This window comes from Nocardiopsis sp. TRM 82005, from assembly GCF_056312425.1.
Map to the genome: position 1 here is coordinate 62649 of NZ_JBWDTQ010000017.1, position 15359 is coordinate 78007.

Here is a 15359-nt window from a genome sequence, read left to right on the forward strand (position 1 = left end):
GTGGTCCTCGTGTCGGTTGCGATGGGTGTGTGCGTGCGGTTCAGGAAGCCGCAGGGGCGGTGCCGGGCTCGTCCTGCCGCTCCTCCGGGGCACCGGGGGTGTCGGAGGCCTGCGGATCGTCCGGTGCGGAGGGGACCAGGCGCGGACCCTGCGGCCCGAACACCGAGCGCGGCTCGGGGAAGGCGGTCACGGCGATCGGATAGACGATCGCCGCCGTCACCAGCGCCGCGGGCAGGCTCAGGTCGATCCCACCCGCCAGGTTCCCCAGCGGTCCGACCAGCATCGGGGTGTTGGCGGACAGCAGGCCGACCAGGGCGGCCAGTGCCCACGCTGCCACGGCCCGCCAGTTCACGCCTCGGTGGAACCAGTAGGCGCCGCCCTTGCGGCCCTCGTTGAACACCTGTAGGTCGTCCACCAGGTAGAAGCCGCGTCGGAACAGGTAGCCGAGCATGAGGATGACCATCCACGGCGAGGTGAGCAGCACGATGAGGATGGCGAAGGCGTTGATGGTGTCGACGATGCTGAACAGGAAGGTGCCCACGAAGATCAGCACCAGTGCCAGGCAGCCCACCACCACGGTGCCCTGCACCCGGTTCAGCTTCGGCACCAGGGAGGAGAAGTCCAGACCTGTGCCGTACAGGGCGGTGGTACCGGTGGACAGGCCACCGATCAGCGCCACCAGCAGCAGCGGCAGGGCGTACCAGAGCGGGGAGGCCACGGCCAGCCCCGCCACGTAGTCGCTCGGATCAGCGACCAGGGTGGCGGTGGCCAGCCCGAAGCCGAACGGCAGCAGGGTCGCGGCCTGGGCCAGGAACGGCGCGGCCAGCAGCGAGCGGGTGGAGCGCTTGGCGGGGATGTAGCGCGCCCAGTCGCCCAGGAACCCGCCGAAGGAGACCGGGTTGGCCATGATGGTCAGCACCGCCAGCACCCAGGTCGGCCAGAACCCGCCGAGCGCGTAGTCGCCGGTTCCGGCGTAGGAGGGGTCGAAGGCCCCGCCGTAGGCCACGATGCCCAGCAGCATCAGCGCGCTGCCCGCCACCACCGCGATCTTGTTAATGAGGAGCATGAACTGGTAGCCGAACACGCACACGGCGAACACCGCGACGGCGATGACCCCGTAGGAGACCGCGCGCAGCCAGTCCCCGCCGTCGTAGCCAAAACGTGCGGCCGCGCCCACGATCGCGTCACCGCTGACCCACACCGAGATGGAGAAGAAGGTGACGGCGGTCAGCAGTGACAGCAGGGAGCCCAGGGAGCGGCCCACCACGCCGAAGTGCGCGCCGGAGGACACTGCGTTGTTGGTGCGGGTGCGCGGGCCGAACAGCGCCATCGGTGACAGGACCAGCGCGCCCGCCACCACGCCGACCACGGTCGCCGCCGCCGAGGCGGCGAATCCCAGTCCGTAGGCGATGGGCAGGGTGCCCAGGATGATGGTGGCGAAGGTGTTGGCGCCGCCGAAGGCGAGGCGGAACAGGTCGAAGGGACGCGAGGTCTGCGCGCGCACCGGGATCGGCGCGACGCCGAAGCTCTCGACCTCGGTCACTTTCTGTGGTGCGTCCGGCGCCGCTGGTGCTGGTCTGTGGGATGTGGACACGGCTTACTCCAGGGGAGGAGTCCTCCCGTGGTCGCCCACGGGGAACTGCTGTCAGGGGATGGGGTTCGGGGCCGCGCGGCGCCGTTGACACGCGGCCCCGCACGGGAGCCCTCGGGCCCCGTGCGGGACGGGGCGGGTCATCCGTCCAGGTGCGTGGGGGCGAACAGCCCCAGCACCATGGGCAGAACGACCACGCTGGGTCCGGGCTCGGCCAGGGCCGCCGCCAGGTCCTCACGCAGCCGCTCGGGACCGCTCAGCGTGGCGGGTACCCCGAACGCGGCGGCCAGCGCCACGAAGTCGGGGCGGGCCAGCTCGGTGTGGGTGGCCTCCCCGAAGGAGGCCTCCATGTACTCGCGCAGGACGCCGTAGCCGCCGTCGTCGACGACGAGCCACGTCACGTCCAGGTCGTGTTGGCGGGCGGTGGCCAGCTCGGCGATCGAGTACATGGCGCCTCCGTCTCCGGAGACCGCCAGCACCGGGCCGCTTCCGGCCGCCGCCGCGCCCATGGCCGCGGGCAGCCCGTATCCCAGGCCGCCCGAGCCCTGCGCCGAGTGCGCCTGGCCGCCGCGCGGATCCCACGCGGACCACGCCCAGTAGGCCAGCATGGTCATGTCCCAGAAGCTGGGCGCGCCCTCGGGCAGGGCCTCACGCACCGCCGCCAGCACCGCCCGCTCCGCGGCGAGGTCCTGGGAGTCCAGTCGGGCGGACACGTCGGCCTTCACCCTCGCCACCCCGGCGGCGGTGTCCGGGTCGGCGGGGCGGCGCCCCACCCTCCGGGCCAGGGCTGCCAGGGTCAGCGCGGCGTCGCCGTGCACACCCAGCGCCGGGTGGTTGGACTCCAGCTTGCCGAGGTCGGCCTCCACCTGCACCACGCGTCCCTTCGGCGCGAGGGTGTGGTAGTTGCTGGACAGCTCGCCCAGACCCGAACCCACCACCAGGAGCACGTCGGCGCTCTCCAGGTAGTCGGTGGTGTACCGGTCCTCGAGCCAGGACTGGAGCGAGAGCGGGTGGTCCCAGGGGAAGGCGTCCTTGCCTCCGAAGGTGGTGGCCACCGGCGCCTGGAGCGCTTCGGCCAGCTCCAGCAGTTCCGCCTGTCCGCACGAGCGGCTCACACCTCCGCCCGCCAGGACGACCGGGCGCCGGGCCTCCTCCAACAGGCGTGCGGCCTCGGCCACGACCTCGGCCCGGGGCGTCAGCGGCTCCGGGGCCGGGTCCACGTCCACCACCGGCGGTACCGAGGTCGCCTCCAACAGCACGTCCTGCGGGATCTCCACCAGCACCGGGCCCGCGGGCGCGTGGGCGGCCGTGCGCCAGGCCTCGGCCAGCGCAGACGGGATCTGCGAGGCGTGCCGCACCGTGAACACCGACTTGGTGACGCCCGCGAAGCTGGCGGACTGCTCGGGCAGCTCGTGCAGGTACCCGTGGCGCCCGCCGCCCAGCCCCGCGCGCGGGATCTGGCTGCTGATCACCAGTACCGGTGCGCTGGCCGCCCTGGACTCCTGGAGAGAGGCCAGGGTGAGCAGTGCGCCCGGCCCGGTGGAGACCAGCAGAGGCGCCACCTCGCCGGTGCGGCGGGCGTATCCGTCGGCGGCGAAGGCGGCGTTGTTCTCCACCCGGCTGGAGACCAACCGCAGCCGGGGCGCCCGGCGCAGCGCGTCGAACAACCCCAGGGCATGCTGCCCGGGGATGCCGAAGGCCACCCGTGCGCCCAGGGCCGTCAGGGTCTCGGTGACCAGGTCACCGCCGTTGCGCTGCGCGTCCACGGGCTCATCCCCTCGTCGTGTGGTTCAGCGCCAGGACACTGACCAGGTCGTAGGCCACGTGCGAGGCGGCGGTGGCCGTGATCTGGGCGTGGTCGTAGGCCGGTGCGACCTCCACCACGTCGGCTCCCACCAGGTTGCAGGCGGACAGCCCGCGCAGGATCTCCAGCAGTTCGCGGCTGCTCAGGCCGCCCGCCTCCGGGGTGCCGGTGCCGGGCGCGTGCGCGGGGTCGAGCACGTCGATGTCCACCGACACGTACAGCGGGCGGTTACCGATGCGCTGGCGCAGTGCGTCGGCGATCTCGTCCACGCCCTTGCGCATGACATCGGCGGCGGTGACGATGCCGAACCCGAACCGGCGGTCGTCCTCCAGGTCCCTCTTGCCGTACAGCGGGCCGCGGGTACCCACGTGGCAGATGGCCTCGGTGTCGAGGACGCCCTCCTCCACGGCCCGGCGGAACGGGGTGCCGTGGGTGTAGGGCTCGCCGAAGTAGGTGTCCCAGGTGTCCAGGTGGGCGTCGAAGTGCAGCATGGCGATCGGCCCGTGCTGGCGGTACAGCGAGCGCAGCAGCGGCAGCGCGATGGTGTGGTCGCCGCCCAGGGTGACCAGGCGGGTGCCCGCCTGTACGAACTGGGAGGAAGCCTCGTCCAGGGTCTCCACGGCGTCGCCGACGGAGTAGGGGTTGACCGCGATGTCGCCGCCGTCGACCACCTGCGCGCTGGCGAACGGGGACACGTCCAGCCCCGGGTGGTAGGGGCGCAGCAGACGGCTGGCCTCACGGATGGCCGAGGGGCCGAACCGGGCGCCGGGGCGGTAGGAGACGCCGGTGTCGAAGGGAACGCCGACCACGGCGATGTCAGTCCGCTCCACCTGGTCGATACGGGGCAGTCTGGCGAAGGTCGCCGGTCCGGCGAAGCGCGGCACGAGGCTGGAGTCGGTGGGTCCGATCGGTGCGTTCATCTGGTGGTGGTGTCCCTCTCTCGTCGGTGCTGTCGATGGTGTTGTCCGGTCGGTTCCGGTCCGTGGACGGGTGCCCCCGGTCAGTCGGCGGTGCCCGCGGGCTCGGCGACCGGCTCCTTGCTGGCGTCCCCTCCCCGCAGGCGGTCCTGCCAGGTGGCGAGCACGGCCGGGTCGGTGGGCGGGGTCAGCAGGCTCACGACCACGTAGACCACCAGGGCGGTACCCAGGCCCACGTAGATCGGCTCGTTGGCGAGCAGACCGGTCAGGGCCATCGTGACGATGACGGACACCGAACCGGCGAACATGGAGGCGAGCGCGCCCGCTCGGGTGCCGCGCTTCCACACCAGTCCGCCGAGGATGGCGATGAGCAGGCCACCCACGAGCAGGTTGTAGGCCAGGGTCAGCGCGGCGACCACGTCGTCCACCACCAGGGCCACGCCGATGGCGGCGATGCCCAGGACCAGGGTGAAGATCCGGTTGGCGGCGACCTCGTCGCGCTTGTCGCCGGTAGTCTCGGCGGTGCGGCCGAACAGGCGGCGCACCTGCGGCCACAGGTCGGTGGAGGTCACCGTGGAGCAGGCGATGAGGGCACCGCTGGCGGTGGACATCACCGCGGACAGGGCGGCCGCGATCACCAGGCCCGCCACGCCCACGGGCAGGGTGGCGTCGACCATGAGCGTGAACGCGTCGTCGGGGTTGGCCAGGTTCGGGAAGAGCGCGGCCGCGGCGGTGCCGATGAGTGCGCCGCACACGCCGTAGACCAGGCAGTACACGCCCGCGCCGATGCCCCCGGCCCGGGCCACCTTGTCGTTGCGTCCGGTGAAGACGCGCTGCCAGATGTCCTGGCCGATGAGCAGTCCCAGGGAGTAGATGACGAAGTAGGTCAGGATCGTCTCGCCGCCGATGGCGGTGGGGCTGAAGTAGGAGGGGTCCAGCGACTCGCGCATCCCGGAGAAGCCTCCCGCCGACCAGACCGCGAGCGGGGTCAGGATGAGTACGAGCCCGACGGTCTTGACGGCGAACTGGGCCATGTCGGTCATGGTCACCGACCACATGCCGCCCATCGTGGAGTAGAGCACCACGATGGCGCCGCCCAGGATGATCGCCACCGTGCGCGGCAGGTCGAACAGGCCGCTGAAGATGGTGGAGAAGGCCAGGGTGGAGGGCACCGTCAGCATGAAGGTGTAGCCCCACATGACCAGGCCCGAGACCACCCGGGAGTTGCCGCCGTAGCGCAGGTCCAGCATTTCGGAGACGGTGTAGACCCGCAGCCGGGAGATGCGCTTGGCGAAGAACAGATGCAGCGTGAGGATACCGACGCCGATGGCCACGACCAGCCAGGCGCCGGAGAGACCGTAGGTGTAGCCCAGACCGATGCCGCCGACGGTGGAGGCGCCGCCCAGCACGACCGCGGCCATGGTGCCCGCGTACATCAGCGGGCCCAGACGGCGCCCGGCCACCAGGTAGTCGGACCTGTCGCGCGTACGGCGCATGCCCCACCAGCCCAGGGCAACCATGCCCAGCAGGTAGGCGGCGATCACCGCGAGGTCGATGTGCATGGTGCTCCTGATCGAACGAGGGGTATGCGAGGGAGTGATCGGCGGCGACATTGGCGCAGGTCACACAAGCTCCGGTCAGGTTAGGCAGGCGCCGGAGCGCACTCCAGTGGACGAACCGCACAACTCGGTGTGCTTATCTGGATGAGGTATCTAGGCCGTGCGGTCAGCGCATTCCTGTGCGAAGACTCCGGGGCGTGTCGACCGAGCCCCCGCCCGGCTTTTTCGGGCGGCGGGGGACCGCAGGCCACACGAGGGGGGAAGCCATGGGCGGGGCCGCGACCCGGGCGGACGGCCGCACGGTGCCGCTGAGTACCGTCGTGGGCCGCCGCGACCTGGGGTTGAGCACCGTCGTGGCGGCGGGCGACCCCGGAATCGGCTGGGCGGTGGTCAGCGAGCTGGTCGATCCGGCCGCCTATCTGCGCGGTGGCGAACTGATGCTCACCGCGGGCGTCAACCTGCCGGAGACCCATGCCGGACTGCGCGACTACGTGGACTCCCTGGCCACGGCCGGAGTCAGCGCGGTCGGGTTCGGCGTTACCCCGGTGCATGACACCATCCCCGCCGGGCTGGTCGAACAGTGCCGCGTACGAGGCCTGCCCCTGGTGGAGGTGCCCCGTCCCACGCCCTTCACCGCCGTCAGCCAGGCGGTCGGCGCCGAACTGGAGGAACTGCACTTGCGCGACCTGCGCCGCCTCGGTGAGGCGCACCAGGCCCTGGCGCTCGCAGTCACCGACGACGCCCCGGTGGACCGGATCCTGCGCGTGCTGGCCGAGGCCCTTCACGGCTGGGCGGTCCTGGCACGCTCCTCCGCTTCCATGCCGGGCGGTGCCCACCGCACACCGGGCGCGCCGCCGGAGCCGGCCCTCGAGCTGCGCGAACTCACGGGCCGGCTCACCCGGCCCCGGGGGCCTCGCAGCGCCAAGGCCCAGGCGGACGGAGACGAGGTCTTCCTGCACACGGTGGGCACGCCCCCGGAGGAGCACGGTGTGGTCCTGGTCGGCCGCCCCGCACCGCTGGGCATCACCGACCGCGCCGTTCTGCGTACCGCGACCGCCCTGCTGGAGCTGCTCGCACGCACATCCCAGCGGGACACCCCACCCGTCCCGGGAAGCCTGCTCGCCAGCCTGCTCCTGGAAGGCGGGCTCACCGAGGAGGCCGCACCGTTGCTGGCCGGCCTCACCAGTCCCGAGGACGAAGGCTCCGCGACCGCCGGAACCGAAGGCCCCGGCGCCTACCGGGTCCTGCACGCCCGTCCGGTCGGCCGGAGGCGCCACACCTCCCCCGCCACGCTGCCCCTGGGCACCCGGTTGACGGAGGCCGGTCCCGGGTGGCTGCGCGCCGTCCTCGCCGACCGGGGCGATGCCGTCCACCGCGACCACCTGGACCGACTCCTCACCCATGGATGGATCGGCGCCCTGAGCGGACCGGTGCCCCCGGCGGAGCTGACCGGAGCGGACCGCAGGGCCGCGGCCCTGCTCGCACGTGCCCGCGTGGTCGGCGGGCCGCTGCTGGAGGAGGGCGCCGACCCCTTCGAGGCCCTTATGGGCCCGGCCGCCGACGATCTGGCCCGCGGTGTCCTGGGCCCGCTGGCCGAGGAGAGCGACTCCGCCCGCGTTCTGCGCCGCACCCTGCGGGCCTGGCTCACTCGGCACGGCAACTGGGACCGGGCCGCCGCCGACCTGGGCGCCCACCGCAACAGTGTCCGCTACCGGATCGGCAGGATCGAACGCGACCTGGGTGTGGACCTGGCCGACGCCGAGCAGCGTATGCGCCTGTGGTTCGCACTGACCCGCTGGCGTTTCGACGGTTGAACCGGGCGTCGGGTTCGCTGGCGCCCGATGGGAATGTTCCTGTGTGCTTATGCGTATTTTGTCCAATGACGCCGCCTTTGCTTCTGGCGGGTGGAAATGATCGACCGTTACCGGCCAATTGCACGGTTCCGGTAACGCTGTGTCCGGTTTTCGTGGCCGTGATGGCGGCGGACGTTCTCCTGCCTTGGGCCCTGTTTCGGGAGCGCGACGTGCATCCCGTGTCGAGGCGGGAGGCCTTCGCGGCCCATGTCGGCCCTCAAGGTCGTAATCACCGTCGGAGGCGCGGATGTGGTGGGGCATAATCCGGTGGAGGAGTGGAATCAGTGATGTTCTCCACTTCCGAAAACATGGGTATGTCCCCATTTCCCTCACTCTGCCGAACCCGAAGCGGGAGACTGGTGAACGCCGTTGTGAACCTGAGGTCAGGGGGCCACATGCCGTTTTCTCCACTGGACACGGCCCTGCCCACCGGGGTCGATGCCCGCGAGCACGCGCACCTGCTCCGGCGGGTGCACGAAGCCGCGCTCGCCGGAGACCCGTCGCCCGCCCCGCTGCGCCCGGTCATCGAGGACTCCTGGGGGCGCACGCGCCGCTTCGGAATCGACCCCGACAACGCGCCGCCGCCCCGGATGGCGCGCCTGGACGAACTCCAGCGCCACCGCGACGCCTCCCCGATCGCCGAGGTCCTGCCGTTGATCCGCCGCTCACTCGTCTCGGTCGCCGACGAGGCCGACCACATCATGCTGGTCACCGACGCCTCCGGCCAGGTCCTGTGGCGTGACGGGTCCCGCCGCATCCGCACCGTCGGCGACCGCCTGGGACTCGTGGAGGGCGCCTTCTGGAACGAGGGCAGCACCGGCACCAACGCCATCGGCACCGCCCTGGCCGTGGGCCGGCCCGTGCAGGTCTACTCCGCCGAGCACTTCGTCCGGAGCCTGCACATCCTCACCTGCGCCTGCGCCCCCATCCACGATCCCCGCGACGGGCGCCTGCTCGGTGCCGTCGACGTCACCGGCCCGGTGTCCACCGTGCACCCCTCCACCCTGGCACTGGTCAACGCGGTGGCCCGGCTGGCCGAGGCACACTTGCAGAGCATCCACCACACACACCTGGAACGGTTGCGCTCGGTGGCCGCGCCCCTGGTGGCCGGGATGAACGAGCGCGCGCTGGTGGTGGACGACGCCGGGTGGACCGCGGCCGCGGTCCACACGGAGCCGGTCAGGCGGGTGCTGCTGCCCAAGCACGGGGACACGGGCACGGCCTGGCTGCCCGCGCTGGGGGAGTGCGCCCTGGAACCCCTGCCCGGCGGCTGGCTGGTCCGGCCCCGGCCGGTGGAGCGGTCCGCGCCCTCCACGGTCACCCTGGACCTGGTCGGTTCCTCACCGACCATGGTGGTGTCCGGAACCAGCGGGGAGTGGTCGCACCGGCTCACCCCGCGTCACGCGGAGCTGCTGTTGCTGCTGGCCGTGCACCGGGAGGGCCGTACGGGCGCGCAGCTGTCCCGGGACGTGTTCGGTGCGAACGGACACATGGTGACGGTGCGTGCCGAGCTCTCACGTGTGCGCCGCCACCTGGGCGGCATCATCGAGAGCCGCCCCTACCGGTTCAGCGAGGAGGTACGGGTCCGGGTGTCGGGTCCCGAACATCCGGAGGACCTGCTGCCCGGTTCGGTGGCTCCGGGGGTACACGCTCTGCGTGAGGCACTCCGCGGCGGAACCACGCCATGGCTCTAGGCGACAGTGTCGCAACCTAGTGCAACCATTGCCGTCCAGGCGTCCATGCGGTGGACTGTGCGTGCGCGGCCCGGACCGGCGATGATCATCGGGCAAGAGAGGGCACGACGGATCGGCCGCCGGTGGATATGTGGCATGTTCACGGCCTTCGGACCTTGAGGGGGGTTCCGAAGGAGACACGGAAAGAAGTGTCATCGGGCTGGGAATGGCCGCCCACGGGGATTCGGGGGAGCCCCGCGGCCATCGCGCTGACGGTGTGTCCCAGAGGAGTCCCTCCTCTGGGACGCATCGCGTGGTACGGGCGGGGACCGGATCCGCGCCACGTCACCCGTGTCTCCCACGGCCTCCATTCCGAAGCCGCCTCCGGGACGGACGCCTGTTCCAGGGTTCGCGGCGAACGCCCCGCGACGCACGGGAGCCCACCCTGTACGGGCGCCTGAGTACGTCCCGCGCCCGCGCCGCCCCGGAAAGAGCGGCCATGTTCTGGCCTCGTCGCGTGAGTCGCGTGAGTCGCGTGCTGAGATGGGTACCCACAAGGGGAAACGGGGCGAAGGAGACAGATGTGGTCGGTGTGCTGAACAGTGTGCAAAGGGCGTCCCCCGTGTTCGTACCCGGACGCTGGGCTAGACTCTGTGCATTTACTGAGCCGCCTTCACCCGCGGCTCGGCCAGACCGACCGCCCCAGGCCCCGCAGTCCGGCCGCGGGCGGAAGCACCGCGTGAACTACGGGGACGACAAGGGCGTCGAACCCGGGACCGGAAGCTCCCGGCCGACATCCCGTTGACCCCACAGACCGTCCTTCCTTCGGAGGTGGACCGTGTCCGCTGACCACCGAGAGCAGCAGCCCGGCCAACAGGGCTCGCGTATTGACCCGCACGTCGGCCGCTACGCACGCCGAGCACAGGGCATGGTCGCATCGGAGGTTCGGGCCCTCTTCGCGGTGGCCTCCCGCCCTGAGGTGGTCTCCCTCGCCGGAGGCATGCCCAACGTCGCGGCGCTGCCGCTCGACCAGCTCGGCGAGCTGGTCAAGGACGTCGTCTCCGAGGAGGGCGCGGCCGCGCTGCAATACGGGTCCGCCCAGGGAGACCCCGTCCTGCGCGAACAGCTCTGCGACTACATGACGCTGGAGGGCATCACCGCCAGCCCTGACGACGTCATCGTCACCGTCGGCTCCCAGCAGGCGCTGGACCTCATCACACGCGTCTTCGTCGACCCCGATGACATCGTCCTGACCGAGGCACCCACCTACGTCACCGCGATCAACACCTTCTCCGCCTTCCAGGCCGACATCCGCCACGTGGGCATGGACGAGCAGGGCGTGATCCCCGAGGAACTGGAGGAGGCGCTGGTCCGCGCCGAACTGGACGGGCGGCCGGTGAAGTTCTTCTACACCGTCCCCAACTTCCAGAATCCGGCGGGGATCACCATGTCGACCGAGCGGCGTGCCAGCGTGGTCGAAACCTGCGAGCGCCACGACGTGCTCATCGTCGAGGACAACCCCTACGGCCTGCTGCGCTACGACGGTGACCCCGAGCCCACCCTCTACTCCCAGAGCGAGGGCAACGTCGTCTACCTGGGATCGTTGTCCAAGACGCTCTCCCCGGGCCTGCGTATCGGCTGGGCGCTCGCACCGGCCGCCGTGCGCGCCAAGCTCGTCCTGGCCGCCGAGTCGGCGATGCTCAGCCACTCCACCTTCAACCAGCTGGTGGTACGCCGCTACCTCAACACCTTCCCCTGGCGTGAGCAGATCAAGACGTTCAACACCATGTACGGCGAGCGCCGCGACGCGATGCTCAGCGCGCTGACGGCGATGATGCCGGACGGCTGCACCTGGACCCGCCCCGAGGGCGGGTTCTTCGTCTGGGCCACCCTGCCCGAGGGCATCGACGCCAAGGCCATGCTGCCCCGCGCCGTCACCGAGCGGGTCGCCTACGTCCCCGGTACCGGCTTCTACGCTGACGAGCGCGGCCGCGCCAACATGCGTCTGAGCTTTTGCTACCCCACACCCGAGCAGATCCGCGAGGGTGTGCGCCGCCTGGTCGGAGCCATCGAGGGAGAGGTCGACCTGCGTGATACGTTCGGCACCACCCTGGCCCCGAACTCCGGGGGCACGCAGACCCCCGCTCCCGACCTGCCCTGACACCCCCGCGCGAGGGCGCAAGAATCATGACAGCAGCACAGAAGGAGGTCCGCGCCGTGGCAGACCTTGACCGGGTTCTCGTTCTCGCCGGGGGCCTGTCCCCCGAACACGAGGTGAGCGTCCACTCCGGACGCAGTGTCGCCGAGGCGCTGCGCCGCCTGGGCGTGGAGGTCCAGGTCGCCGATGTCGACTCCGGCCTGCTGGACCGACTCTCCCAGGACCCGTCGCAGGTGGTCTTCCCCGTCCTGCACGGGTCGGCGGGCGAGGACGGCGCCATCCGGGAGATCCTGGAACTGGTCGGTGCGCCCTACGTGGGCGCCCGCCCCAGTGCCTGCCGCCTGGCCTACTCCAAGCCCGCCGCCAAGGCGCTGCTGGCTGACAAGGGCGTGCGGGTGCCGAACGGCGCCGTGCTGCCCAAGTCGGCCTTCCACGACCTGGGCGCCCCGGCGCTGCTGGAGCGGCTGGCCGACCGGCTGGGCCTTCCGCTGTTCGTCAAGCCCGACCGGGGCGGTTCCGCGTTCGGCGCCGCCCCGGTCGACTCGGTGCAGGACCTGTCGGCCGCACTGGTGTCCTGCTTCGCCTACAGCGACTCGGCCCTGGTCGAGGAGCAGGTGCAGGGCACCGAGCTGGCCGTGGGCGTCCTGGACACCGGTGACGGGCCGGTGGCGCTGCCGCCGGTGGAGATCGTGCCCGACGGCGGGGTGTACGACTACGCCGCCCGCTACACCGCGGGACGTACCGAGTTCTTCTGCCCGGCGCGCCTGGACACCGACGCCATCGCCGCCGCCACCGAGGTGGCGCTGACCGCGCACCGCACCCTGGGTCTGCGGGACTTCTCCCGCACCGACGTCATCGTGGGCGACGACGGTGAGGTCACCTTCCTGGAGGTCAACGTGGCCCCGGGCCTGACCGAGACCTCCACGTTCCCGATGGCGGCGTCCGCCGCCAGACTGGACTTCGCGGTCGTGTGCCGGGAACTGGCCCACCAGGCACTGCTGCGCGGTTAGAGGGTCGGCCGGAAGCGTCGCCGAGGACACCTGGCCTGCTCGGCCCGACGCACTCCGCTAAACCGGGCCCCGCCGGATGCTTCCGACGCTGTTGGTTGGTTCGGAGCCCTGGCCACTTCGCCCCGTCGAGTTGTTGCTCGGCGGGGCGAAGTCGTGCGAAGCGGCGGGTGCGGGTACGGGCTCGTGGTGTGTCGAAGAGGTGGGCCTCGGTACGGGCGAGGTTGATCGCGGCACTGGTGGGCTGATGCTGAAGCTTGGTCTTGGCCAGACCCCGCCGTCCGGCATCCGCCGGGACCTGGCCTGGTTCCTTCGGCCGTATCGACATCGGCACCCATCCCCTACGACGACGCCGGCCTCCACGGCCAAGGATCGTGGAGACCGGCGTCAGGCGGGGTCAGGACCTCGAATTAACCAACAGCGTCGGATTCCTTCGGGGCCTTCCCCGGGCGCCCGTCGAAGCCGACGCGGGCCCCGGACCCTCGCGTACGGCAGAGGACGCCGGCGCGAGGATCCGTCAGGGGCAGTGCGAGGCGGGTACCGGTCGCGGACGCGCCGCGCCCGTGCCCAGGGCGAGCACGCAGACGAGGAGCACGGGCAGCAGGAGGCCGCTCTGTACTCCGCCCTGTGCGGCCAGTACCCCGATCACCGGGGCACCCGCCAAGGGGCCGAGATAACCGATCGCGGCGACCGTGCCCAGGTTCCTGCCGACGTGACGGGGGTCGATCTCGGCGACCGCGTTGAAGAGCTGCGGCACCATGCAGGAGAGCCCGAGCCCGACCAGGGCGAATCCCACCAGCAAGGACGGTGGGGAAGGGATACCCAGGGCCACGGAGAAACCGCAGAGCACCACCGCGGCGCCCGACCGGAGCAGGTTCACACGTCCGAACCACAAGGCGAGCCGGTCCCCCATGAGGCGGCCGAGCGTCATGGTGAACGTGAACACTGCGAAGACGGACGCCGCGAACGCACCGGAGGCGTTCACGCTCTCCTGCGCATAGAGACCGCTCCAGTCCTGGATCGCGCTCTCGGTGAGCATGGCCGCCAACGAGAGGACGCCCAGCGCCAGAAGCAGAGGCGAGAACGCCGTGCGTCGCGGGTTCCCGCCCTCCCGGCGGAGGCGGGCGGGGGGCGGCGTCCCGTAGCGGAACAACCCGATCGCGAGGCCCACGGACGCCAGGGCCAGGGAACCCCCCATGATCTGGAAGGTGGCCAGAGGGCCGAAGCCCGCGTGGGCGGTCACGACACCGCACAGAGCGCCGAAGCATCCTCCTAGTGAGACGAAGGCGTGGAAGGACGACAGCAGCGAACGCCCCAGGGGCTGCTGGAGAAGCGCGGCCTGCGTGTTGACGCTGACGTTGAGCAGGGAATGGGCGGCGCCCAGTACGAACAGCGCCGCGGCCAACTGGGAGGGGTCCGTGGCAGTTCCGGGCAGGAGCAGGCAGAGCGAGGCGACCACGGCGGCCGGGACGACGACGAAGCGGGGAGTGCACCGGTCGATCAGCGCGCCGCCCACCCGGGCGACGGCCATCGCACCGACACCCATGCACAGGAGAGCGAATCCGAATTGGTCCGCCTCGGCGCCGCTCTGTTCCTTGACCGCAGGGATGTGGGACGCCCATATGGGCAGGATCGCCCCGGTCAGGAAGAAATACCCGGTCAGGAAGGCGCGGGCGTAGAGGGCTTTCGTGCGGCCGGTATTACGCCCTGGGCCGCGGTGTGTGGCGTCGGGTCTCACGGACACTCTCCACGTTCTATGGGTCAGTGAAATCGGTCCTGCCGTCGGCGGAAAAAGGCGAACCGACAGCGGAGATGAGAGGCGCGCGCACGCCTGGAGAGGCTGGGCGCGTACATCCTGTTCGGCGCATGGATGGCCGAAGTCAGGAGATTACAAGGCACGCCTCCTCAAAAGAAGCCTTTTGGTGAGGGTTTTGGGCATGCAGAAAAGGTGAGAAAGTATCGAGTCGTAAATGTGGACAGAACACTAGTTTTGTCCGTCGTGCTAACCATGGTCAATAATCAGGAGGATTGTCTGACAGAATTAAAATGACCATCACATCCCGGCTATCCGCCAGCCCGTGCGGCGTTTCGGCGCATCCTTGTGTGTGTGCGTATGCCGCAGGTAAAAATTTCTTTCCGCTTTTTCGTGTTCAATGGGAAAGATCTTTTTCGGATCCGGGGGATTTCGGGAGGAAAATGTGATGCGAAACACCCGGATCCAGTTATCACCTGGAACTCCAGGTGTCGGTCGGACGCGTTGCGCATTTTCGTGCGTGTGTGATCTCCCGTGCGCTGGGAGGCGCTCCTCGCGGGCGAGCGGCGACGTCGCGTTCCGCGTCCGCGGCCGACGACGGCTCCACCCGGTGGGACACCGGTGTGGGAACTGCCCGCGATGATCCGCCCTGCCCGGTGAGCGGGGGCCTGCCGGGGCGCGGACGGGTGCGTATCAGCGCGGTACCGCGTGCGGCCCTACTTCCAGTCGCCCCGCCTCCGCCAGCGGCCACTCCGCTGAGCTGCGCTGAGCCGACGGCGGGGTCCCGCTGCACGTGGTGGAGCCGGGCGCGCGATCCACTGCGCGCGCATGTCGCGCAGCGCCCACATCAGCCGAGGGCCGGGAACCAGGCAGCCCGCCCACCCCGGGGTGGGAGAGGACGTCGTACACGCGCTCGGCGACCGACCCAAGTTCGTCGTCGGTGGGAGCCCTGTCCTCCGGTGGCGTCGGCGGCAGGATCACGTTGTCCTGGCAGACCCGCTGGTAGTGGCGGACGAAGGCGCCGTGCTCCATGGCCGCTTCTCC

Annotated in this window: 10 protein-coding genes; 4 read left to right on the plus strand and 6 right to left on the minus strand. The window is 70.7% G+C overall.

The annotated features are described in order from the left end of the window. Window positions 1–40: 40 nt before the first annotated feature. The 4 genes from AC0T5L_RS13925 to AC0T5L_RS13940 form a co-directional block, all read right to left on the minus strand. Entirely contained in the window at window positions 41–1543 is a 1503-nt protein-coding gene (locus tag AC0T5L_RS13925) for a purine-cytosine permease family protein (RefSeq protein ID WP_476165878.1), read from the minus strand. Window positions 1544–1731: 188 nt separating this feature from the next. Next, window positions 1732–3357: a thiamine pyrophosphate-binding protein gene (locus AC0T5L_RS13930; protein WP_476165879.1), complete on the minus strand. Its 1626-nt coding sequence runs from the start codon at window positions 3355–3357 to the stop codon at window positions 1732–1734. Window positions 3358–3361: 4 nt separating this feature from the next. Continuing rightward, window positions 3362–4315 (minus strand): agmatinase, encoded by a 954-nt coding sequence (speB, locus tag AC0T5L_RS13935; RefSeq protein ID WP_476165880.1) that lies wholly within the window; start codon window positions 4313–4315, stop codon window positions 3362–3364. 80 nt (window positions 4316–4395) lie between these two features. Further along, entirely contained in the window at window positions 4396–5874 is a 1479-nt protein-coding gene (locus AC0T5L_RS13940) for a sodium:solute symporter family protein (RefSeq protein WP_476165881.1), read from the minus strand. Between the two features lie 263 nt (window positions 5875–6137). Between AC0T5L_RS13940 and AC0T5L_RS13945 the strand changes: the two genes are divergently transcribed. From AC0T5L_RS13945 to AC0T5L_RS13960, 4 genes are all read left to right on the plus strand, one after another. Next, window positions 6138–7685 (plus strand): PucR family transcriptional regulator, encoded by a 1548-nt coding sequence (locus AC0T5L_RS13945; RefSeq protein ID WP_476165882.1) that lies wholly within the window; start codon window positions 6138–6140, stop codon window positions 7683–7685. Between the two features lie 434 nt (window positions 7686–8119). Next, the gene (locus tag AC0T5L_RS13950; RefSeq protein WP_476165883.1) at window positions 8120–9418 is read left to right on the plus strand and encodes a GAF domain-containing protein; all 1299 of its coding nucleotides are present in this window, start codon (window positions 8120–8122) and stop codon (window positions 9416–9418) included. A 907-nt stretch (window positions 9419–10325) separates the two neighbouring features. After that, window positions 10326–11558 (plus strand): aminotransferase-like domain-containing protein, encoded by a 1233-nt coding sequence (locus AC0T5L_RS13955; RefSeq protein WP_476166014.1) that lies wholly within the window; start codon window positions 10326–10328, stop codon window positions 11556–11558. 56 nt (window positions 11559–11614) lie between these two features. Then, window positions 11615–12565 (plus strand): D-alanine--D-alanine ligase family protein, encoded by a 951-nt coding sequence (locus tag AC0T5L_RS13960; RefSeq protein ID WP_476165884.1) that lies wholly within the window; start codon window positions 11615–11617, stop codon window positions 12563–12565. A 514-nt stretch (window positions 12566–13079) separates the two neighbouring features. On the opposite strand, the gene AC0T5L_RS13965 is transcribed toward AC0T5L_RS13960, so the two are convergent. Continuing rightward, entirely contained in the window at window positions 13080–14306 is a 1227-nt protein-coding gene (locus tag AC0T5L_RS13965) for an MFS transporter (RefSeq protein WP_476165885.1), read from the minus strand. 702 nt (window positions 14307–15008) lie between these two features. Beyond that, on the minus strand, window positions 15009–15347 hold the full coding sequence (locus AC0T5L_RS13970) for a hypothetical protein (protein WP_476165886.1): 339 nt from the start codon (window positions 15345–15347) through the stop codon (window positions 15009–15011). Between the last annotated feature and the right edge of the window lie 12 nt (window positions 15348–15359).

What these genes read in the sequence shown, in the direction of transcription:
- speB (WP_476165880.1), bottom strand. Translation starts at nt 4,315, where the DNA reads ATGAACGCACCGATCGGACCCACCGACTCCAGCCTCGTGCCGCGCTTC.
- AC0T5L_RS13940 (WP_476165881.1), bottom strand. Translation starts at nt 5,874, where the DNA reads ATGCACATCGACCTCGCGGTGATCGCCGCCTACCTGCTGGGCATGGTT.
- AC0T5L_RS13945 (WP_476165882.1), top strand. Translation starts at nt 6,138, where the DNA reads ATGGGCGGGGCCGCGACCCGGGCGGACGGCCGCACGGTGCCGCTGAGT.
- AC0T5L_RS13950 (WP_476165883.1), top strand. Translation starts at nt 8,120, where the DNA reads ATGCCGTTTTCTCCACTGGACACGGCCCTGCCCACCGGGGTCGATGCC.
- AC0T5L_RS13955 (WP_476166014.1), top strand. Translation starts at nt 10,326, where the DNA reads ATGGTCGCATCGGAGGTTCGGGCCCTCTTCGCGGTGGCCTCCCGCCCT.
- AC0T5L_RS13970 (WP_476165886.1), bottom strand. Translation starts at nt 15,347, where the DNA reads ATGGAGCACGGCGCCTTCGTCCGCCACTACCAGCGGGTCTGCCAGGAC.